The organism is Clostridium sp. JNZ X4-2 (assembly GCF_054889485.1).
Window position 1 is genome coordinate 275,914 of the sequence record NZ_CM142685.1, and the last position, 20,803, is coordinate 296,716.

20 protein-coding genes and 1 tRNA gene are annotated in these 20,803 nt (G+C 30.2%); 16 read left to right on the forward strand and 5 right to left on the reverse strand.

The window, feature by feature from the left end:
* Window positions 1-73: 73 nt before the first annotated feature.
* Window positions 74-1,294 carry a tyrosine--tRNA ligase gene (tyrS, locus tag ACYUJ6_RS01465; protein ID WP_461844126.1) on the forward strand — a complete coding sequence of 407 codons (1,221 nt, stop codon included), beginning with the start codon at window positions 74-76 and terminating at the stop codon, window positions 1,292-1,294.
* 77 nt (window positions 1,295-1,371) lie between these two features.
* Here the strand turns inward: tyrS and rimI are convergent, their stop codons facing one another.
* The 4 genes from rimI to ACYUJ6_RS01485 are packed head-to-tail and all read right to left on the reverse strand — an operon-like array spanning window position 1,372 to window position 4,349.
* Window positions 1,372-1,821, reverse strand: a complete 450-nt coding sequence (gene rimI / locus ACYUJ6_RS01470) for a ribosomal protein S18-alanine N-acetyltransferase (RefSeq protein WP_461844127.1) — start codon at window positions 1,819-1,821, stop codon at window positions 1,372-1,374.
* The gene (tsaB, locus tag ACYUJ6_RS01475) at window positions 1,814-2,527 is read right to left on the reverse strand and encodes a tRNA (adenosine(37)-N6)-threonylcarbamoyltransferase complex dimerization subunit type 1 TsaB (RefSeq protein ID WP_461844128.1); all 714 of its coding nucleotides are present in this window, start codon (window positions 2,525-2,527) and stop codon (window positions 1,814-1,816) included. Before tsaB ends, rimI begins: the two co-directional genes overlap by 8 nt.
* Before the next feature lie 4 nt (window positions 2,528-2,531).
* The gene (tsaE, locus tag ACYUJ6_RS01480; RefSeq protein ID WP_461844129.1) at window positions 2,532-2,987 is read right to left on the reverse strand and encodes a tRNA (adenosine(37)-N6)-threonylcarbamoyltransferase complex ATPase subunit type 1 TsaE; all 456 of its coding nucleotides are present in this window, start codon (window positions 2,985-2,987) and stop codon (window positions 2,532-2,534) included.
* A gap of 57 nt (window positions 2,988-3,044) precedes the next feature.
* Window positions 3,045-4,349 (reverse strand): HD-GYP domain-containing protein, encoded by a 1,305-nt coding sequence (locus ACYUJ6_RS01485; RefSeq protein WP_461844130.1) that lies wholly within the window; start codon window positions 4,347-4,349, stop codon window positions 3,045-3,047.
* Window positions 4,350-4,717: 368 nt separating this feature from the next.
* Here ACYUJ6_RS01485 and ACYUJ6_RS01490 point away from each other — a divergent pair, with 368 nt between their 5' ends.
* From ACYUJ6_RS01490 to ACYUJ6_RS01515, 6 genes are all read left to right on the forward strand, one after another.
* Entirely contained in the window at window positions 4,718-5,656 is a 939-nt protein-coding gene (locus tag ACYUJ6_RS01490) for a metal ABC transporter substrate-binding protein (protein WP_461844131.1), read from the forward strand.
* An 83-nt stretch (window positions 5,657-5,739) separates the two neighbouring features.
* A tRNA-Trp gene (locus ACYUJ6_RS01495) sits at window positions 5,740-5,815 on the forward strand.
* 262 nt (window positions 5,816-6,077) lie between these two features.
* On the forward strand, window positions 6,078-6,293 hold the full coding sequence (locus tag ACYUJ6_RS01500; protein ID WP_461844132.1) for a hypothetical protein: 216 nt from the start codon (window positions 6,078-6,080) through the stop codon (window positions 6,291-6,293).
* Complete coding sequence (locus ACYUJ6_RS01505; RefSeq protein WP_461844133.1) at window positions 6,265-6,459, forward strand: type I restriction-modification enzyme R subunit C-terminal domain-containing protein; 195 nt, start codon at window positions 6,265-6,267, stop codon at window positions 6,457-6,459. Before ACYUJ6_RS01500 ends, ACYUJ6_RS01505 begins: the two co-directional genes overlap by 29 nt.
* A 444-nt stretch (window positions 6,460-6,903) precedes the next feature.
* Complete coding sequence (locus ACYUJ6_RS01510; protein WP_461844134.1) at window positions 6,904-8,784, forward strand: RNA-binding domain-containing protein; 1,881 nt, start codon at window positions 6,904-6,906, stop codon at window positions 8,782-8,784.
* Window positions 8,785-8,890: 106 nt separating this feature from the next.
* Window positions 8,891-10,291 (forward strand): ISAs1 family transposase, encoded by a 1,401-nt coding sequence (locus ACYUJ6_RS01515; protein WP_461844135.1) that lies wholly within the window; start codon window positions 8,891-8,893, stop codon window positions 10,289-10,291.
* A 307-nt stretch (window positions 10,292-10,598) separates the two neighbouring features.
* On the opposite strand, the gene ACYUJ6_RS01520 is transcribed toward ACYUJ6_RS01515, so the two are convergent.
* Window positions 10,599-10,778 (reverse strand): hypothetical protein, encoded by a 180-nt coding sequence (locus tag ACYUJ6_RS01520; protein WP_461844136.1) that lies wholly within the window; start codon window positions 10,776-10,778, stop codon window positions 10,599-10,601.
* A gap of 954 nt (window positions 10,779-11,732) precedes the next feature.
* Here ACYUJ6_RS01520 and ACYUJ6_RS01525 point away from each other — a divergent pair.
* The 9 genes from ACYUJ6_RS01525 to ACYUJ6_RS01565 all read left to right on the forward strand — a co-directional run bounded on the left by ACYUJ6_RS01525 (window position 11,733) and on the right by ACYUJ6_RS01565 (window position 20,700).
* Complete coding sequence (locus ACYUJ6_RS01525; RefSeq protein ID WP_461844137.1) at window positions 11,733-13,283, forward strand: type I restriction-modification system subunit M; 1,551 nt, start codon at window positions 11,733-11,735, stop codon at window positions 13,281-13,283.
* Window positions 13,273-14,049 carry a restriction endonuclease subunit S gene (locus ACYUJ6_RS01530; RefSeq protein ID WP_461844138.1) on the forward strand — a complete coding sequence of 259 codons (777 nt, stop codon included), beginning with the start codon at window positions 13,273-13,275 and terminating at the stop codon, window positions 14,047-14,049. The genes ACYUJ6_RS01525 and ACYUJ6_RS01530 overlap by 11 nt, the downstream gene beginning before the upstream one ends.
* A gap of 157 nt (window positions 14,050-14,206) precedes the next feature.
* A complete protein-coding gene (locus tag ACYUJ6_RS01535) occupies window positions 14,207-15,058 on the forward strand; it encodes a hypothetical protein (RefSeq protein WP_461844139.1) in 852 nt (283 codons plus the stop codon).
* Between the two features lie 15 nt (window positions 15,059-15,073).
* The gene (locus tag ACYUJ6_RS01540) at window positions 15,074-15,418 is read left to right on the forward strand and encodes an STAS-like domain-containing protein (protein ID WP_461844140.1); all 345 of its coding nucleotides are present in this window, start codon (window positions 15,074-15,076) and stop codon (window positions 15,416-15,418) included.
* A gap of 20 nt (window positions 15,419-15,438) precedes the next feature.
* Window positions 15,439-16,017 (forward strand): hypothetical protein, encoded by a 579-nt coding sequence (locus ACYUJ6_RS01545; RefSeq protein WP_461844141.1) that lies wholly within the window; start codon window positions 15,439-15,441, stop codon window positions 16,015-16,017.
* Between the two features lie 210 nt (window positions 16,018-16,227).
* Window positions 16,228-16,476 carry a YgiT-type zinc finger protein gene (locus ACYUJ6_RS01550; RefSeq protein ID WP_461844142.1) on the forward strand — a complete coding sequence of 83 codons (249 nt, stop codon included), beginning with the start codon at window positions 16,228-16,230 and terminating at the stop codon, window positions 16,474-16,476.
* A gap of 125 nt (window positions 16,477-16,601) precedes the next feature.
* On the forward strand, window positions 16,602-19,775 hold the full coding sequence (locus ACYUJ6_RS01555) for a type I restriction endonuclease subunit R (protein ID WP_461844143.1): 3,174 nt from the start codon (window positions 16,602-16,604) through the stop codon (window positions 19,773-19,775).
* A 26-nt stretch (window positions 19,776-19,801) separates the two neighbouring features.
* Window positions 19,802-20,188 (forward strand): MarR family winged helix-turn-helix transcriptional regulator, encoded by a 387-nt coding sequence (locus ACYUJ6_RS01560; RefSeq protein WP_461845409.1) that lies wholly within the window; start codon window positions 19,802-19,804, stop codon window positions 20,186-20,188.
* A gap of 11 nt (window positions 20,189-20,199) precedes the next feature.
* Window positions 20,200-20,700 carry a GNAT family N-acetyltransferase gene (locus tag ACYUJ6_RS01565; protein ID WP_461844144.1) on the forward strand — a complete coding sequence of 167 codons (501 nt, stop codon included), beginning with the start codon at window positions 20,200-20,202 and terminating at the stop codon, window positions 20,698-20,700.
* Window positions 20,701-20,803 lie beyond the last annotated feature (103 nt).

Below are 20,803 nucleotides of genomic sequence, written 5' to 3' on the forward strand. Positions count from 1 at the left end.
AAAAAGATGATTTTTAAATATATACTATAAATTATAGTAACTGTATTGATTATTTGAAAGGTAGGGATTTGGATTGACTAATGTTTATGACATATTATTAGAACGTGGTTACATAAAACAAACTACTCATGAAGAGGAGATAAGAGAATTATTAGGAAAAGAAAAGGTAACATTTTATATAGGATTTGATCCAACTGCAGACAGCCTTCATGTAGGACATTTTTTACAGATGATGGTTATGAGCCATATGCAGAAAGCTGGTCATAGACCTATAGCATTGTTGGGCGGTGGTACAGGTATGGTTGGCGACCCAACTGGGAAAACCGATATGAGAAAGATGCTGACTCCAGAACAAGTACAGCATAATGTGGATTGTTTTAAGAAACAATTTTCAAAACTTATAGATCTTGATAATGGGAAAGCCATAATAGAAAACAATGCCAAATGGCTGTTGAACTTGAATTATGTTGAATTTTTAAGAGAGGTAGGAGTTCACTTTTCTGTAAACAAGATGCTTACAGCAGAATGTTTTAAACAGAGACTTGAAAAGGGATTATCCTTCCTTGAATTTAATTATATGCTGATGCAGGCTTATGATTTTTTAGAATTGAACAGAAGATATAACTGTGTACTCCAATTCGGAGGAGATGATCAGTGGTCAAATATAATTGCAGGCGTGGATTTAATTAGAAGAAAAGAAAAAAAACCTGCTTTTGGAATGACCTTTACTCTTTTAACTAAAAGTGATGGCAAAAAGATGGGAAAAACTGAAGGGGGAGCTATATGGCTGGATAAAGAAAAGACATCACCCTATGATTTCTATCAGTATTGGAGGAATGTAGACGATGCTGATGTGGAAAAATGTCTGGCACTTTTGACTTTCCTTCCAATGGATGAAGTGAAAAGACTTGGATCACTTCCTGGAGAGAAGATAAATGAGGCTAAAAGGATACTTGCTTATGAAATAACTAAAATTGTACATGGACAGGATGAAGCTGAAAAAGCCAGAGAAGCTGCAGAGGCCTTGTTTGTTGGCGGACAGGATATGAGCAGCGTACCTACAGTAGAAATAAATAAAAGTTCCCTGGGATGCTCTATAGTTGAATTTTTAGCTGATTTACATATACTGTCATCTAAGAGTGAAGCTAGAAGACTTATAAATCAGAATGGTCTAACTGTAAATGATAAAAAGATTTCAGATCCAAATTTTATAGTTAAAGAAAGTGACTTTAAAAATGGCTATATGCTTGTAAAAAGGGGTAAGAAAAATTATAATCGAATTGTAATTAAATAAATAGAAACTGCTTTATATATCCAAAGTGTATATAAAGCAGTTCCTTATTTAGATAATTATTTTAAATACCATATAGTTCAAATGTCATATTTCCACATTATTAGAGCATCTTCTTTATTATCTGCATAATATTCTTTTCTTATGCCTTCCTCTACGAATCCATACTTTTTGTAAAGATTTTGAGCAATCAAGTTAGATTTTCTAACTTCTAAAGTCATACTGGTTATAAATTCAATTTTACATATTTCTATAAGTGCTTCCAAAAGAAGATTTCCGGCACTTATCCCCCTGTATTCAGGATGAACTGCTATATTTGTTATATGTCCTTCATCCAATATGCGCCACATACCTGCATATCCCATTACTATACCGGATTTTTTGGCAACTACATATTTTGCAAGAGTGTTGTTTTCAAGTTCTTTCTCGATGGATTCTCTGGACCAGGGTATAGTAAAACATAGATTATTTATTGCAAATACACTGTCAATATGTTCTGGTTTTAAAGGACATATTTCCATGTCAATCATTTTTACAGGACTCCAATTTTTTTTCATATTCTCTTTCGGCTTGAGATTTTCTCAAATAGACAGGGGCAAATTCATAAAGATCATCCTTGAAACCGGAATTCAGGAGTTTTAATCCCAATTCACCTAATGAGGAGGCCTTTACTACGTTTAAGTGAACAGGTGCAAAATGAGCATCTTTTATTTTGGACATTAGCTTCTCCCTAAATTTTGGTACACCATCTCCTAGAAAATATACAGGTTTATTATGATGGTTTAATAGTCCAATTAAATCATCAATGGCAATAATCATATATTTGCTTGCAATATTTAAATTGTCATTTGTAAAATTATAGAGTGCAGTGTAGACATTCCCTCTAAGAGCATCCAATATGGGACATATAATTCCGGAAGTATAGCATAAATTGTAAGCCAGGGCATCCAGAGAGGATACTCCTATGAAAGGTTTTCCAGTACCCTGGCTTAACCCCTTGATTACAGCAGCTCCAATTCTAAGACCTGTAAAAGAACCAGGACCTTTGGAAACAACGAATCCATCTAAAGAGTTTATATCTATACTCAGATCTTTTAAAAGTCTGTCTATCATAGGCATTAGAACTGTAGAATGTTGTTTCTTGTAATTGAAAGTGATTTCACCAAATAATTTATGTTCATCTAATATAGCACATGTTGCCGATTCAGTAGAAGAATCTAAACTTAAAATTTTCATAATTCTATTTTAACTCCTTTATATAATCATATCTGTTGCCATGATATTTTATTATTATTTTTCTAAAATCAGGACCTTTTTGGGGAATTTTATAAATATTTACCCATATACACTCCCCTGGTATTAGTTCTTTTATATAATCAGCCCATTCTATTACACTTACAGCATTGCTGAAGATATATTCATCAAAACCTATGGCTGCTATTTCGTCTATATCATTAACCCTGTATACATCAAAGTGAAAGAGTTTTAACCTGCCTTCATATTCATTTACTATTGTAAAAGTAGGGCTTGTTATAGGTTCATCTATTTTAAGACCCTCTGCTATGCCTTTAGTAAAATAGGTTTTACCTGTACCAAGATCACCTGTAAGGCAAATTATGTCACCGGCATTTAACATATTTCCTAGTCTTTTGCCCAAATCAATGGTATCCTTGACATTATCCAAAATATATTCCAATTACTTCATCTCCCAGATATTTTATAGTATGGTATTAAAAGAGCAGATGTTAGTTCCTCATATTTGTTTTCTGTTGTAAGAAGCAGATATGTATTTTCTAGAAGAACCTGAAGAAGCAGATACAACTTCTTTTAAATAATTTAATGCATTGTTGCATATGAAATTTTGGGACACCATATTATCCATTATATTAAAAGTTTTTTCAGTACAGAGGCCTTTTCTATAAGGTCTATCTTCTGTAAGTGCCTGATATATATCACATACTGCCATAATTCTAGATTCTTCGGATAAATCTTCTGCTTTTAAGCCCCGGGGATATCCTTTACCGTTTAATTTTTCATGATGATTTGATGCCCATTCACTTATATTTGGTATATCGTCTATTTTATCCAGAATTATTTTAGTATAATAAACGTGGGATTTTATTATATTAAATTCTTCATCTGTCAAGGAATCATTTTTATCTAATATGTAAAGAGGGATAGCTAGTTTTCCTATATCGTGAAGAAGGCCTGCAATTTTCATTTCACGGCATTTTTCTTCAGAATATCCAATATGATTTGAAACTACATAGGCTAGGTTTGCTATGCCTTTGGAGTGAGTTGCAGTAAATTTACTCTTACTATCTATTATATTTGCAAATATCTTGGATATATCCTCAAATTCCTCTATACCCATAAACATATTTATGGTAGGGTGCATTTTATCTAATATAAAGCTGGCAAAAGATATATTTTGAAGGTTGAGCCAAAACATATCATGCATTGCACTTTTAAAAAAAGCATTTACAATTGTTTTAGAGAAAATTTTATTACAATTATTTTTAATCCATTTTATAATATTATCTTTTTGCTGAAAGTTAGACAAGTTTTCATTATACAATATTTCTATTAAATCGGAAATTCTTATTATTTGACTTTCTATGGGAATCTCATTTTTAAATAATCCCATAGGCCCGCTGCCATTAAAGTTTTCATGATGGTATAATATTATATTTGATAGATTATCGAATAAAGGAAAATGATTAGTTATTCTAGCACCAATTTCACAGTGCTCTTTTATAAAGAGATCTGCAGAATGGCTCTTAGAAAGAAAATTTGCGGCACCTATATCATGGAGCAGCGCTGATATATAAATCCTAGTTTTGCAGTTTTCATCCAAATTCAAGTGATTTGCGATTTCCAATGCTATATATGAAGTCCTCTGAGAATGGTGCATAAACCTATGATCAGAGTAATTTACATTTGTTATATTCTCAATAATAGGATCATTCCCGGAAAAATCGTTGTATTTCGAACTTATTTGAGCTAAATCAAGAGCTATTGACATGGCTCTTATTGTTTTATCAATACTAACTTTCATGGTTAAACCTCCATTTAGTGGTATATTAACGACATATATAATTTTATCACAATAAAATGAGCTGATAAACATATTATGATTAAGTATATAAAAAATGGAGTATAAAATTATAAAAGTAATTTGCAATGTTAAACTACTTTATGTAAAATATATTTGTTATTATTTATTTTATCTGATGGATGCCATTTTGCTGTATCTCGAATTTGTAAAGCAGGAATATGAGTACTGCTGCGCTTCACATATAGGTGTTCCTAAAGATTTGGTGAAAAAAAGTGTCTCTTGTGAGAAAACTCCAACATGCCAAAGAACCACTTGATAATAAATATGCCATATATAATACATTTTTATTTTAAAGTGTAGGGAGAAAGGTGAAAAACTTGAAAAAATTACTGAGCTTAATTATACTTTTTTTTATAGTATTTTTTGCTGCGTGCAGTAATAAAGGTTATAGTGATACAGGCGAGGGTGTTAGTAAATTAGCGGTGAGAAAAGATATGGAGTTAAATATAGTGACCACCGATAAACTTTTATATAATATGGTAAAATCCATAGTTAAAAATAGACATATGGTAGAATATATGTTCAATGACAGGCAAAGTGAAATAAATTTTAAATTTACAGGAGACAGTGTGAGCAATATATCTAAAAAGGATCTCTTTTTTTATGTAGGAGCAGGTTTTGAACCCTGGATAGATAGCTTTGTAAATAAATTAGATAAAAATAAAGTGGGAGTAACCAATGTCTCTAGAGGAGTGAAACTTTTAAACTATAACAAGGCAGTAAAATATGATGATACGATTTTAAAATATAATCCATATTATTTTACCAATATTGATAATTATAGAATAATGTTGATGAATATAAAAAATGCACTTCAGGATAAGGATCCGCAAAACAGGGATGTTTATGAGAAAAATTTTTCCGATACATTAAAAAGTCTTGACAATTATAAAAATGATTTGAAATCTGTAGATGATCAGCTGAGCAATTACAATTTTATTGTGGCAGAAGACCAGTTAAGCTATTTCGCAAGGTATAATAATTTAAATGTTTTAGAGATAAACCCGGGAGAAAGCGGCAGTATAATTCCCACAGATCCCATTGCCAGACAGAATTTAGAACAAAGATTAAAAAGCAGCAATATGGTATTCTTGTACAATGATGAATCTGTATTAAAAGATAACGCTGAGGTATTGAAAAATTATAATATAAAGGCTGTAAAAATAGAAATTTATAATGGAAATTTTACCTATGAAGAAATCCTTAAATATAACATTAATAATTTGGAGAATATTTATAAAAGATAAAAATAAAGTAAAAGATAAAGCAAGAGACAAGAGATAAAAAACTTGCAATTTGTTATTCTATGTTATATAATAAATATCGTCTTAGGGGTATAGCTCAATTGGTAGAGTAGCGGTCTCCAAAACCGTTGGTTGTAGGTTCGAAGCCTACTACCCCTGCCAGATATCAATGCTTTCACGATTTCGTGAAAGCATTTTTTATATAAAATAACACAACCATAACACAACCCAGAAAAAAATATATAAACACAAATAAAAAAAGCGCCCTAAAACTATAGGGCAAATAAATGATTAATTCTATCAACTGCTTTGATTTTTTGCTTTGGTAAAACATGAGTATAAATATTGGCTATAGTAGAAATATCTGCGTGACCCAAAGGGTCATGGTGCGGTAGATTATGCTTTATTTATTGGTAAAAAATTAGTGGGATTTATAGAAGCTAAAAAGTATTCTAAGGATGTTGCAGGTACTATAGTAGAGGCTAAGGTTTATGCAAAAGGTGTAAAAGAGGAACATAGTGATTATGTAATTTCCAATTGGCGTAATTATAAAGTACCTTTTTTATTTTCTGCTAATGGAAGAAAGTATATTAAAGAGATTAAGGATAAGAGTGGAGTGCATAGTAATTGTTTCAGATAAACAAGATAGGGTAGTGTCACATACAAGGGGATATGGTAAAGGTAAGAAACCAGAAGATTATATTGATGAGTTTAGAAAGTATATTGAAGAAAATAAAAATACTATTCAGGCTTTAGAAGTTGTATGCACAAGACCAGAAGATTTAACGAAGAAGTCATTAAAGTAGCTAAAAGCCATATTAGATAACAATGGCTTCAATGAGGAATATTTAAATACTGCCTGGAAGGATTTAATGAAAAAAGCTATTCTTGCAAAAGCTTTCCGCGGAGAACTTGGAACTAATAATCCGGAGGAAGAAAGTGCTGTTGAATTGTTAAAAGAAGTTTTAAAGGAAAAGCTTTAATAAAAAACATAAACTAAAAAGCCACTGATTAATTATAAGTCAGTGGCTTTTTAGTATTTAAAATCAAAAGGAATATTAATTGAAAAATGAAACTGAATAATATAAACTTAATATAATAATATGGATGAAATGTAATTATTATATAAAAAATATATATTATAATGTAAATAATTATTAATGACTTTTAATTAAAACAATTGATATAATTGCAGTATAAGAAGGTTATAAAAATGAGGATTAAGATAGATAACCAGTGGAGGTTAGGTTATGAATGAAAAAGAATTACTTGAATTAATACAGGATGATGAAAATGCTGAGCTTGAGTGTAAAAAATCAGAAAAAAACTTACCTAACGACTTATGGAAAACTTATTCAGCCTTTGCTAATACAAATGGTGGTATTATTTTACTTGGAATAGAGCAAAAAGGTTATAATTTTTTCGTAAGAGGTGTTCAAGAGGTCGGAAAAATATTAAGAGATTTTTGGAGCATAATAAATAATATAAATAAAATAAGTTCAAATATTTTAAGAGATAGCGATGCAGAAGTAATAGAAGTAGATGGGAAAAAAGTAATAAAAATATTTATCCCAAGGGCGCATAGAAGGCAAAGACCTATTTATTTAGGATCTAATCCAATTACAGGAACGTATAGACGTAATTATGATGGTGATTATAAATGTTCAGAAGATGAAGTAAAAAGGATGCTAGCAGATCAATCCGATTTTTCACAAGATGAAAAAATATTAAGAAATTATACTTTGAAAGATATAAATAAAGAATCATATGAAAAATACAGAAAGAGGTTTAGTATATTAAAGCCAACACATCCGTGGATTAATTTAGATGATAAAGAATTTCTCTTAAGAATAGGTGGCTGGGGAAAAGACAGAGAAAATAATATTGAAGGATTGACAATTGCTGGATTGTTAATGTTCGGAAATGAATGGGAGATTACTAAAGAAGTACCAGAATATTTCCTTGATTATAGAGAAAAAAGTAATAGTGAAGATAATGTGAGATGGAATGATAGGGTTACATCTCAAGATGGAACTTGGAGCGGAAATATTTTTGACTTCTATTTTAAAATTATAAATAAATTAACGGAGGATATTAATATTCCCTTTAGACTTAAAGGAATTGTTAGGAAAGATGATACATCAGTTCATGAGGCATTCCGTGAGGCACTTGCCAATGCACTAATACATGCTGATTACTACGGGAAACAAGGCATAGTGATTGAAAAGTATGGAAACTACTTTAAATTTTCAAATCCAGGTGAACTTAGAATTTCTGTTAAACAGGCAATTCGAGGTGGTATTAGTGATCCAAGAAATAAAAGTATTTTTAAAATGTTTTCCTTGATTGGTATTGGTGAGAGAGCAGGATCTGGTATTGAAAATATATATAAAGTTTGGAATGAACAAAGCTGGAGAAAACCTGAAATTATAGAAAAGGTTCAACCGGATAGAACTATAATGATACTTAGGACTATTTCTTTATTACCAGAGCAAAGTATTTTAGTTTTAAAAAATACATTAGGAGAAAATTTAAAAAGTTTATCTAAAGATGAAGTAGTAGCTCTTGTTGCAGCACTTGAAGAAGGTCAAATAACTAATACTAGACTTCAGATATTAATAAATAAAAGCTCTATTGAGGTAAATAAAATATTAAGCTCATTAATAGATAAAAAATTATTAAAAACGGAAGGGCAGCGAAGAGGAACAATATATTTATTATCTAATATGTTTAATCACAGCAGTTATTTAAATGAGAACTCCATAAATAGTGAAATGAACTCCATAAGTAAGGAGGTTAACTCCATAAAAAAGGAGGCTAACTCCATAAATAACAGCGATAACTCCATAAATAATAATGAAGATATACAAAAAAAATTAATTGACATAGCAAAAAAAATAGAAAATAAAAAAAGAGTAAATTTAAGTCTTATGGAGGATATTATATTAAAATTATGTGAAGTTAAACCTATGAAATTAAGTGAATTGGCAAAACTATTGAATAGAAATGATGTAGGTCTTAGAAGTAATTATTTAAATAAATTGGTTAAACAAAATAAATTAAAACTTTTATACCCAGGACAAATTAATCATCCTAAACAGGCATATGTAACAGATAAGTCAGAAGATTAGGAGAGTATAATTTATTTAATGGTAGATTTTAAAAATCAATATTTTCCATTATGCAAAAAAATGGTAAGCCACCGTCCTTTTACCTGTATAATCAAATAAAAAGGCGGTGGTTACCATAGAAGAGCTTGTTAGGAAAGCCAAATCCGGCGACAAAAACTCCATGGATTCTATCATTGCAAAATTTAGCTGCTTCATAATAAAAAAGGCATGTAAATACAATATTCCTTCCTATGACTTTGATGATCTAGTGCAGCATGGGTACCTTTCTGTAATAAAAGCAGTAAAACTCTACAAAATTGGAAAAGGCTCTTTTACAACCTACTGTACAAATTCCATAGTAAATAACTTTAATGCCCTTTTAAAAGGCCAGATAAAGCACTTTAGAGAAGTACAGGATGAAGGGGTGCTTTCAATTCAGCCCTATGACTTTACACTTGAAGATGAAGTTATTGCATTTGATCAGGCAGAAAAAATAAAACTTGTACTTTGCAAACTTCAGGATATAGAGATAAAAATAATTAAATCCGTGTACATGGAAGGCAGGACACTTAAGGAAACCGCTGAAATACTTAACATAAAATATTCTCATGATACCTTGCAAAGAGTTTTTGAATGGATTGACCCAAAAGAATTTAGAAGTAGTTTTATGAAATGGATAGAAGAAATATCAGCAAGTTTGAATGGATCTATTATAGCGATTGATGGAAAGACTGTATGCGGAGCACGTAATATAGCTGAAGAAAAATCAGCAATACATATAGTAAGTGCATGGGCAAGTAAATATAGAATAGTTATAGGACAGGTAAAAACTGCCGAAAAAAGTAATGAAATTACGGCTATTCCAGAACTTCTAAAATTACTAGATATTAATGGATGTATTGTAACTACTGATGCAATGGGATGTCAGAAAGATATAGTAAAAGCGATAGTGGATAAGAATTCTGATTATGTGCTTGCACTAAAAGGAAACCAGAAGCTTTTTTATGAAGAAGTTAAAGAATATTTAGATGATGCAGTAGAAACGGGCTTTAAAGGTATTCCATACAATTATACAATGACAGTAGATAAGGGACATGGAAGAAATGAAGTACGAAAATACTACATTACAGAAAGTATAGATTGGCTCAGTACACGCAGTGAATGGAAAAGTTTAAAAAGTATAGGAATAGCTGTACGAAAGAGTGAAGAAAAAGGGAAAATAACAATAGAGAAAAGATACTATATAAGTTCTCTACCGGCTGATGCTGTAAAATTTTCAAATGCTGTGCGTAAGCACTGGGGAATTGAAAGTATGCATTGGGTACTTGATGTAGTGTTTAATGAAGATTCTAACAGGACAAGAAAGGAACACAGTCCAGAGAATCTATCATTACTTAGGAAGTTTGCACTTAATATACTTAGAAATATAGAAACAGAAAAACCTATGAGTGGCCCAAGGAAAAGGGCTAAAGCAATGACAAATGAAGATTTTCTTGATTCAATTGTAAAGCATACATTTTTGGCTTGATAAAATAGGGCTTATTTTTGATGTCACGGGATATATCCAATAACAAGGACTATCTGGTTAATTAAAAAAAAGCTATTGGTTCATACCAACATGTGTGAAAATTTAGCAATGATAGAATTTATTCCAGAGTTTATCTGGGACATAAGAGATTATAACTTTTCATGCGTTTGCCCCGATAATATATAACTTTAGCGTTATATTTTTGACGTTATTGTGGTATAATATCAGTAATAAGAGGGTGGATTATGAATTTAGTCTGCTTTATAAAATTTACATTTCGCAAATAATAGATAGTTTGAGCAAAGGGCTATCTATTATTTTTTTTAGAATTATTTATGTTTATTTTGGTATCAGATGATATTTCATCAGGTCTCAAAGTTATTTTATTTTCGATTTTAATATCTGACTTTTTATCAGACAACGCCACTATACAAATAGCAGTTATTGAAAATAAACTGAGGAACAATATTAAATATCCTTCTGCCATAAATGCATCACCTCTTCTTCATACGCAGACATTATTAACCATAATCCACCCATGAATAAAGAAGAGGTAACCATGTAAATTTTTCTTATTACATTTTAGATTATATCATAGAATATGGGTGCTGAAAACGTAAGTTTATTTATGTAGGTAGGTGTAAAATGATATCTGCCTTTAAAACGAACGTAGAGCTATTTTAAGGCAGATTTTATATTAAAAGAAATTATACTTCTGAGCATATAAAAGTTTAAAATAGGGGCAATTTGAAGACATGACATATATGTATCTATGATAAGATGATTTGGTTATAAAATTATTTTAAGTATAGGACAAAATGACCGGTACTGAAAAGTGTTGATATTACTGCAGTTATACATATAAAAATTTCCCTCCATTTTCCCTCCAAAGTTTTGGATGGACATAAAAAATAGTGATATTCAATAATATGATATAAGACATAAACTATTGATATTAAGGCATTTTGAAAAATAGTAAAAAATAGACAAGCATTCAAGTCAAAACCGTTGGTTGTAGGTTCAAAGCCTTCTACCCCTGCCAGACATCAATGCTTTCACGATTTCGTGAAAGCATTTTTTATATAAGATAACACAACCGTAACACAACCCAGAAAAAAATATATAAACACAAATAAAAAAAGCGCCCTAAAACTATAGGGCAAGTAAATATTTGAATTTCTTCTTTATCAGTTATCTTAGGTTGATGGTATTGTTAGAGTTAACACATGGAATAAGTTTTTTGGATAAATTAATATTACTTTGTGAAAGGCTAACGTCATTTTATGATATTGGTCTTTTTACCTTATTGTAGTACATGATTATAATTGCAGTTATTTAACTTTGCTGACTAAAAAGGTAATTCATCTAGGCAATAAAAGTAAAAAATATGATAAAATATAAATATATTTAAGAGACAGACTTAAAATAGGAGGAAATTAAAGTGGCACAAACAAATGATGGTTCGTTAGACTTTGCAGCAAAACTATGGTCAACGTGCGATAGATTAAGAAATAATATGGAAAGTGCAGAATATAAGCACATTGTTTTAGGACTTATATTTTTAAAATATATTTCTGATTCATTCGAGGATAGGCATAAAGAATTAGCGGAAATGGTTAAAGACCCCAACAATCATGAGTATTATTGTACTGATGAAGAAGAAAGAATTGAAATATCAGAAGATAAAGATGAATATACATCTCAAAATATTTTTTATGTTCCAGAAAAAGCAAGATTTAGTTATATACTAAAAAATGCGACTCAATCTGATATTGGTAAAATTATAGATAATGCCATGGAACTTATAGAAAAAGAAAATCCAAAGCAATTAAAAGGTGTACTTAATAAAGTATATACAAGAGCTCCACTTGATTCACATACTTTAGGAGAAATTATTAAAACCATAGGAAGTATTGAGCTGTACAATAAAAATGATGAAATGGACATCTTAGGCAGGGTGTATGAATATTTCTTAGGAAAGTTTGCACAGCAGGAAGGAAAAGGCGGCGGAGAATTCTTTACCCCTGATTCTGTTGTTAGACTACTTGTAGAAATGATAGAACCTTTAAATGGTAGAGTCTATGATGGCTGTTGTGGTTCAGGTGGTATGTTTGTTCAGAGCATGAAATTTCTTCAGGCACATAAAGGGCAGAGAAAGAACATTTCTATTTATGGACAGGAATCAAATCCTACTACACTTAAACTTTGCAAAATGAACCTTGCAATTAGAGGATTAAGCGGTGATATCAGGTATGGAAATACATATATAGATGATCAATTTAAGGATTTAAGAGCACAGTATGTTTTAGCAAATCCACCTTTTAATGATAAACTGTGGGGAGCAGATAGAACAAAAGGAGATGCTAGGTGGGTCTATGGATTGGCACCGGAAAATGACGCAAACTATACTTGGCTGCAAAATTTTTTATATCATTTAGATAGTGAAGGTGCAGCAGGTATAGTACTTGCCAATGGTTCTATGACTACATCTCAAAGTGCAAACCTTGAAATAAGAAAAGGAATGATAGAGAGCGGAAATGTAGTAGATTGCATGGTGGCACTGCCTCCTCAGCTATTCTTTACAACAGGCATACCCGCTTGTCTTTGGTTTATGAGAAAAGGAAGAACTATAAACAAAGTTTTATTTATAGATGCAAGAAAAATGGGGACAATGCTTGATAGGGTTTTAAGAAAACTAACGGACGAAGATATTAAAAAGATAGCAGATACATATCATGACTGGAGAAAAGGCAAAGGTTATGAAGATGTACAAGGTTTTTGTTCAGAAGTAGATAGAGAAACTATAGCTGAAAATGATTATGTATTGGCACCAGGAAGATACGTTGGAATAGAAGAAACAGAGGATGATGGAGTTCCTTTTGAAGAAAAAATGACAGAATTAACGGAAAAACTTTATGCTCAGATGAAGGAGAGTGTAAAGTTGGATGAAGTTATAAAGAAGAACTTGGAGGAACTTGGGTATGGAGAATAATTGGAAGAAATGTAAGCTAGGAGAAGTTTATGAATTTGCATCTGGATTGTCTAAAAAAAGAGAAGAGTTTGGGTTTGGTTATGAATTTATAACATTTAAAGATATATTTAATAATTATTTTATACCAGATCAGCTAACTGAATTAGCTAATTCAACTGAAAAAGAAAGAAAAAAATGTTCAGTAAAAAGAGGGGATGTTTTTCTTACCAGAACAAGTGAGAAATTAGAAGAACTGGGAATGAGCTCTGTTGCACTAAAAGATTATCCATATTTAAGAGTAACAGATGTCACTAATGGATATATAGATATAGAACAAATAAAATATATAGATTATGATACTAGAAGTAAGATTAGCAAATACATAATTAGATATGAGGATGTTTATATTTCTATTGCAGGTACTATTGGGGTTGTAGGAACTATATATAAGGATATTGATAATGCTAGTTTGACCGAAAATATGGCGAGAATAATAGTAAGCAATAGCAATGTTTTTAGAAATTATATAAGAATATATTTGCAATCAAGAGAAGGGCAAAACAATATAAAATCTAGAACAGTAGGTTCAACACAGCCTAAGTTACCACTATATGCCATAAGGGCGATTCCGATAATAATACCTCCTAATAAAATAATAAATGATTTTGCTAAATTTGTTAACCCAATGATTGAAAAGATTGAAAGTAATCTAAATGAAATAAGTTATTTAAAAGCCATTAGAGATACATTATTACCAAAGCTTATTTCAGGTGAAATAAAACTATAAATAATTTATCGGAATTATAAGTAATGTGAAATTTCTCTTCCATCGTATGAAGATGGATATACTATGTTGCAGTGTTCGTATTAAAGAGAAAAATTTTAAATATGGTAAAATAAAGTAATTTTTAAAGAAATGGAGGTGTTGAGCTATTGATAAAGAATTGATTATAGAAATTAATTATAATATTAATCCTAATCCTACGGATATTTCAAAGTTAATAAAAATACAGAATGATTTTTTATTAGGAGATTATGAAAAATTAGTTTTAAATTTTACTGAATCAAAATTTATAAATGCAGCAGTAGCAGTAATTATAGGAACATTATGTGTTTATGCAAGAATAAAAAATAAATATGTGAAATTTAAATTTGAAAATGAAACTAATAATCCAATTTTTAAATTTATGAAACAAGTTGGGATTTATGAATATTTTATAAAATGTGATACCCAATATTCAACTAGTCATTCTATTAGATTTGGGAGAATATCTAATGAAGATATGATGGAAAATTATACGGATAAAATTATGAGATTAGCTCCAATAGAAATAACGGAAGAAGCAAAAGATATACTTTCATCATATTTTTATGAAGTATATCAAAATTCATTATATCATGCAAAGAGCCCAATTGGTGTATTTTCATCTGGGTATTGGATGGATAAGAAGAAACAATTAATATTTTCCATATATGATATGGGAATAGGTATAGCTAATAATGTTAGAAATCATATAGATAGTAGTATGACATCAAGGGAGTGCGTAGAATGGGCCTTAACCGAAGGAAAATCAACTATCGAGGATGATTTGATAAAAAGAGGTTTAGGTCTTAGCAGACTTGAAAAATTTATTAAATTAAATAAAGGTACAATGTCTATATATACAGATAACATTTGTTGTATAATTAAGAGTACAGGAAGAAAATATATTGATTTAGAATATCCAATAATGGGAACATTAATAATAATTAATATTATTGCAGATAGTGATCATATATACATAGTAGGAGAATAATCAGGAGGTATAACCATGAAAACTATTATTGTAAATGAATTTATTAAAAGTGCATTTTCTCAAGAGAAAGCACTTATGTTAAGAAAAAAAATTGAAGAATGTTTTTCTAATGATGATAAGATAGTACTGGATTTTTCCGGAATAACTAAATTTACAACTTTATTTTTTAATTTTAGTACAGGATATATTATTTCAGCATTTGGTCCAGACAAATACAATAAAAAAATATCATTAATTAACCTTTCGCCTTTAGGACAAAGCACTTATGAAAGTTCATATAGGAATGCAGTAGAAAAATACAAACCTAATAAAGAGATTCAAAAGAAAATATTGGAAGTAATAAAAAATCCTGAAGAGTAAAGATATTAGGAGTGATGAAGTTGCCATCAAATGAGTATAATATTGATACACTAGATGTTTCAAAGATTGATACAAAAGATATTTTTGCATTAGATACAAATGTTTTATATTGGACACATTATTCTAAAGCAAGTGATCCTAATTTAAAAGTTCATCCATATCAAGTAACTAAATATCCTAATTTCGTTGAAAAATTATTGGAAAATGGAAATACATTAGTAACTACAATATTTAACATCACTGAGTTAATACATGTGGTAGAAAATAGTGAGTTTAAGATATATAAGGCAATAAATAATACTAAGCATATTAAGAAAAAAGATTTTAGAAATATGGAAGAAGAACGTATAAAATATAAGAATGAAATAAAAACAATATTACTACAAATAAATTCTTCATATGAAGGACAGATTAAAGTAATAGATCTAAATGAAGATGATATTAATAATTTTGTAGAGAATATAACTAATAATAGTTGTGATGTATTTGACTATGTTGTTATTGAACATTTAAAAGATATGGGAATAAGTAATTTTATTACAGACGATAAGGATTTTAAGAGCATTGATGGTATTAATGTATATTTTGCATGTGATTAAAGTTAGAATGCAGGAAGATAATAAATTGGTTGTTGAATATTATAGTTAATAGTAATGATACTTCAAAAATAGAAAAGCGGATTAGAAATGATAGATAAAAGTCATACTTCCTTAGAAAAGTATGGCTTTTCCATTACACATCAAAAAAATAGAGGACGAAGTATGGGAATGCATCGGAAATGTTTTAAAAAGAAGGGAGATGCATAAATAATGAGTATGAAATGCTATATTTGTAATCATGAAATGGAAAAGAAAGTCACTGCAATTAATACAGGGTGGGGTAATTATAAGGTTACTGTAAATGGTATAAGTGCATATGTATGTCCGGAATGTGGAGAAATGGTACTAGATAGTGAAAATGTAATAATGCTTCAAGAGCTTAGTAAGAGCTTAGAAGATATAAAATCGAAAGATAAACCAGATGTTTTAAATCTAACAGAGGTTGCAGATTTTCTTTGAGTAAGTAATCAAACTATATATAAGCGGATAGATTAAAATATAAGCAGTAGAGAAAAGTCATACTTCCTTAGAAAGGTATGGTAAAATTATAATATATAAACATAAAGTGACAAGGAGTGGCAAAAATGGCTATTAACTCTCAGTTTGAATCTCTAGTGGAACAAGCAGCAATTAAGTGGTTTAAAGACTTGGGTTATGATTATATTCACGGCAGCAAAATATCTGCTGAAGATAGAAAAGATACTACAGAAATAGTTTTAAATAAGGTTCTGATGGATAGTTTAAAGAAAATTAATCCTAATGTTAAAGGTGAATGTATACAGGAAGCTTATGAAGCCTTAAAAACTTTTAACTATCCTACAATAGAAAATAATAATAAGGATATCCATAAGTTAATTAGAGAAGGGGTAAAGGTTACCTATAATGATAAAAGCGGAGAAGAAGTGGGGAATATAGTTAATGTAGTTGACTATATCAATCTGGAAAATAACTCTTTTATTGCCTGCAATCAAGTAACTATAAAGGGACCTAATACCCCTAGAATTCCAGATATCCTTGTATATGTTAATGGATTGCCTATAGGTTTGTTTGAACTTAAAAATCCATTGGATGAAAATGCAACTATAGAAGGAGCTTACAGGCAGATTAATCTTTATAAAAAGGATATACCAGATATATTTTATTATAATGAAATGTGTGTTGTTTCTGATTCTACAGAGGCAAAGGCAGGCACTTTAACTGCAAATTTTGAAAGATATTCTGCATGGAAATCTATTGATACTGGAAATGTAGAAAAAGAAAAAACAGCTTTGGAAGTACTTATAAAAGGTATGTTTGATAAAGAAAGATTGCTTGATATTATAAGAAACTTTATTACTTTTGAAGATGAAAGTGCTGTAGTCAAAAATAAAAAGAAGAAAAAGAGAATAGTTTCAGATAAGAAAGAAAAGAAAAAAATAATTGTAAAAAAAATAGCTATGTACCATCAGTATTATGGTGTAAATGATGCTATTAGAGAAACTTTAAGAGCTGCAGGGGAAAATGGAGATAGAAAGATAGGAACTTACTGGCATACCCAAGGGTCAGGTAAAAGCTTGTCTATGGTCTTTTATACAGGAAAGGTTATTAGGGAAAAAGCATTAAATAATCCAACTATAGTAGTTATAACTGATAGAAATGATCTTGACGATCAATTATATGAAACTTTCTGCAATGCAAGTGATTTGATACCCTATCCCGTACAGGTAGATAGTGTAGAAGATTTAAAAGAAAAAATACATACTCTTGCAGCTGGTGGAATTATATTTACAACTATTCAGAAGTTCCAAACGGATAAAGAAAATATAGAAGGATTAGATGTAAATAGGAAGATGAAGAAGGCTATAACAAGGGGCAGTGAGTATCCACTATTGTCAGATAGAAGCAATATAATTGTTATGTGTGATGAAGCACATAGAAGCAATTATGATTTTTTAGATGGTTTTGCTAAAAATATAAGACAGGGACTTCCCAATGCTAGCTTTATTGGTTTTACAGGTACGCCAATAGATTTTGAAGATAAATCAACACTTCAGGTGTTTGGCGATTATATTTCTGTTTATGATATGAAACAGGCAGTTTTGGATAATGCTACTGTGCCAATTTTTTATGAATCCAAGGTAGTTAAGTTAAAACTTGAAAACAACGATATTGACCTGGATTTTGAAGAAGTAACCGAAAATGAAGAAGAAAACACAAAGAATAAATTAAAATCTAAATGGGCAGCTCTGGAAGCATTAGTAGGTACTTCTGAAAGACTGGATATAATAGCAAAAGAGATTGTAGATCATTTTGAAAAGAGACTGAAAACCTTAGATGGAAAAGGCATGATAGTTTGTATGAGTAGAAGGATTTGCGTTGATTTATATGATAAAATAATAAAATTAAGACCAGAGTGGCACTCTGATGATATAGATAAGGGTGCTATAAAAATAATAATGTCTGGCAATGTATCAAAAGATCCTGAAAATTTTGCACCTCATCTTTTAAGTAAAACCCAAATGAAAGAAATAGAAGGAAGGATGAAAGACCCTGATGATCCTTTAAAATTAGTTATTGTTAGAGATATGTGGTTAACTGGCTTTGATGCTCCTCCAGTTCATACTATGTATATAGACAAGCCAATGAAAGGCCACAACCTAATGCAGACTATTGCTAGAGTAAATAGGGTATTTAAAGATAAACCGGCAGGATTAGTAGTAGATTTTATAGGAATAGCTGAGGATTTAAAGAAGGCTTTAGAGCATTACACACAAAGTACAGGTGGAAATGAGGCAGCTGCTTTTCCAATAGATAAAGCACTTAGATTAATGAAAGAAAAGCATGATATTTGCAAAGCATTTTTCCACAAGTTATTAATATCCAATTGGGAAAACCAGGAGCCAGATAAGAAACTGAATTTACTAAAAAAAGGTATGGATATAATAAACTATTCAGAAGAAGTGAAAATGAGATTTTTGAAACATAGTGCAGAATTAAAAAAGGCATATGCACTAGTTGCTCATGATGAAAGAAGCAATGCTTTTAGAAGAGATATAGCATATATGCTTGCTGTTAGAAATAATGTAGTTAAATATACACCGCCAAAAGGCCAAACTATGGAGGAACTGGATACGGCAATAAAACAAATAGTATCAGAAGGTGTAGGGGCAGCAGAGAAACCTATAGATATATTTGCAGAGGCCGGCCTAAAAAATCCCGACTTATCAATTTTAAGTGAAGAGTTTTTGGATAAAATGAGCGGCAGGGAAAATGAAAATCTTCAAATTGAGCTTTTGAGAAAATTATTGAATGATGAAATAAAAGTTAAGCAAAAGAAAAATGAAGTTAAATATAAATCCTTTAAGGATATGCTTGAAAATATAATAAATCAGTATCACAACAGGGCATTAACTTCAGCTGAAATTATTAAAAACTTAGTGGATATGGCAAAGGAAATGCAAAAGGAAGATAAAAGAGCAGCACAAATGGATATGACAGAGGAAGAAATAGCATTTTATGATATTGTAAAACAAGGCCATGAAGCTATTTTGCAGGATGAAAAGACAAAAGAGATAGCAAAGAACTTAGTTAGGATAATAAGAGAGAAAACTCAAAATGCTGTTGATTGGACAAACAGGGAAGATGTTCAGGCAAATATAAGGGCAACAGTAAAAAGGCTGCTTAAGAGAAATGGCATAAAGGATTCAGAAGATCTTGAAAATACAATTAAAATTGTAATGAAACAGGCAAGTAATATTTTTGATAATAATATAGCTTAGTATCATGATTTTGTAGATTATAAAGAATAAAAAGATACATATGCAAAGAGATAAAGCTACAAAAAGGTCAATTTAGGTTTCTAACCAGAATATGTGAGAATCCTGGAGTCAACCAGGTGGATTTGTCAAATCTTTTAAAAGTGGATAAAACAACTACAACAAAAGTCATACAAAAACTTACTGAAGCTGATTATGTAAATAGAGAAAGAGATGATTCTGATAAAAGAATGTGGAGGCTTTATCCAAGTGAAAAGGCGCTGAACATATATCCAGTTATTATTGATGAGGAAAATAGATATATTCAAGTTTGCTTTTGTAATCTCAATGAAAAGGAAAAAAAATCAGCTTATGAATTAGTAAAAAAAATGAGAGAAAGTATTGAGGATATCTGGAAAAAAGCAAAAAATTTTTAGGAGCGATTATTATGATAAGAAAGGCAAGTATGAGTGATATAGAAAATGTAATGAAAATTATAAAGAAAACCATTGAAGAAATGAGTACATACAACAACACTCAATGGGATGAGAAGTATCCACGAAAAGAGGATTTTATAAATGACATTCAAAAAGAAAATTTATTTGTATTGAAAAGGGAGGAAAACCTGGTTGGTTTTGTATGTATTAATAAAATAGAACCAACTGAATATAGTGGCTTAAATTGGACATTAAATGAAAATACCATGATTATCCATAGAATGGCAGTTGATTTAAATTGTAGAAGAATGGGAATTGGCACTGAACTGTTGAAATTTGCTGAGAAACTTGCTTTAAAAAGTAATATCAGATACTTAAAAACGGATACATATTCGGTAAATATAAAGATGAATTCATTATTTAAAAAGTGCGGGTATAAGTTTATTGGAGAAATAAATTTTCTGGGAAAGGAAAAACCATTTTACTGCTATGAAAAAATAGTAGCTACCTAGATTTCGTACAAACTAAATCTAACTAATATGAACAAATTTCCATGGTATTATATCCAAAAAGTAACTAAAGGATAATAGCACACCTTTCTAGAAATAGTTTCTT